The sequence below is a fragment of the Roseimaritima sediminicola genome (genome assembly GCF_009618275.1).
Taxonomy (GTDB): domain Bacteria; phylum Planctomycetota; class Planctomycetia; order Pirellulales; family Pirellulaceae; genus Roseimaritima; species Roseimaritima sediminicola.
On record NZ_WIAD01000152.1, the window covers coordinates 1 to 629 of the forward strand.

Sequence of the window (629 nt, forward strand, 5' to 3'; positions counted from 1 at the left end):
GTAACCGTACAGCAGAACCCGTTGCTGGCGAGCATTGCCGATCGGACCGTGAGTTGGTAGGAGACGCTCGCCGGATCTGTGGGTGGGCGAGCTAACTGATTAACGCTTCGGAAGGCGGCGGCGGGCTCGGCGGGTTCGTTTGCGGTCCGCCGCTTGGCGACGCTCTTCCTGGCGGTACTCGCGGATCGATTCGGGGTGAGCTGCACGCCAAGCGTGAGGTGTTAACGTCGACCAGTCCGTCTCACCAGCCAGGGCGCGCCGCAGGACGTCGTCCAAGTAGGCCCGAACATCGAGGTCGTTGCGGATCGCACTGCCGATGATCGTTAGCAAGTTCGCGGCTCGTTCGCCCGCGGCCACCGAACCTTTGAACAACCAGTTCTTGCGGCCCGTCGCCACCCGCTTCATCAGCTGTTCGCAGTCGTTGTTGTCGATCGGGATCGAGGCGTCATCGATGTACCGGCACAGCGCCTCCCAGTGACGACGTACGTACGCCGCTGCCAAGCCAAGATTGCTCTTGGGAAGTACCGACGGTGACTGCATCGCTTCGCTGTCAAGATATGCGGCGATCTTGTCGAGCACGTGACGCGAGAGGCTCTGTCGACGAGCAAGACGCTCCGTATCGTCGAGCC

1 protein-coding gene is annotated in these 629 nt (G+C 62.5%); it reads right to left on the reverse strand.

Annotated elements, in window-relative coordinates:
- Positions 1-99: 99 nt before the first annotated feature.
- On the reverse strand, positions 100-629 hold a 530-nt coding region (locus GE027_RS22660; protein WP_153559503.1), incomplete at its 5' end, for an IS66 family transposase.